This window comes from Psychrobacter sp. 1U2 (assembly GCF_051847575.1).
Genome location: NZ_JBPYDC010001836.1, coordinates 1 through 514, shown reverse-complemented (window position 1 = coordinate 514; position 514 = coordinate 1). Strand labels below are relative to the sequence as shown.

Here is a 514-nt window from a genome sequence, read left to right as displayed (position 1 = left end):
AGCGCTGAGATGCACACTATGCGCTGTAATGGTAAGCGCATAAAGTCATGGCCAGCTTCTTGTATTCGAATGGCAGTCAAGGCACTGAGCGCATCAGCGTCGCTTAAGTCAGCCAGTTTTGGATAAATACGACGTGCAGCATCTGTATCCGCCACAGTCTCAATATCAAAGACCAGTACAGGATTGGCAGGTAGGGCATGTGACATAAATAGTCCTAGTTACTTATTGTGCAAGCATTGGTCAGGCATTACGACTGAGTATTATCATCGACAGGAGTGTCATCGACATTGTATAGACCAGTTGATAGATAGCGATCACCGCGATCACAGACGATAAAGGCAATAACAGCATCAGGGTTCTCTTTGGCGACTTGTATAGCCGCCCACGCTGCTGCGCCTGATGAGACACCAGCAAAGATACCTTCAGTCTTCGCCAGTTTGCGCATATAGATTTCAGCGATATGTTGGTCAATATCCATGATTTCATCGACTAAATCTGCCTCAAAGATACCTGG

The 514-nt window shown here is 46.5% G+C and carries 2 pseudogenes; both read right to left on the bottom strand.

Going from position 1 to position 514, the window contains the following annotated elements:
• Window positions 1–206, bottom strand: a pseudogene (locus ACS8FD_RS24680) (3'-5' exonuclease); the annotation flags it as partial.
• Window positions 207–247: 41 nt separating this feature from the next.
• Window positions 248–514: pseudogene (locus tag ACS8FD_RS24675) on the bottom strand (cysteine synthase B); the annotation flags it as partial.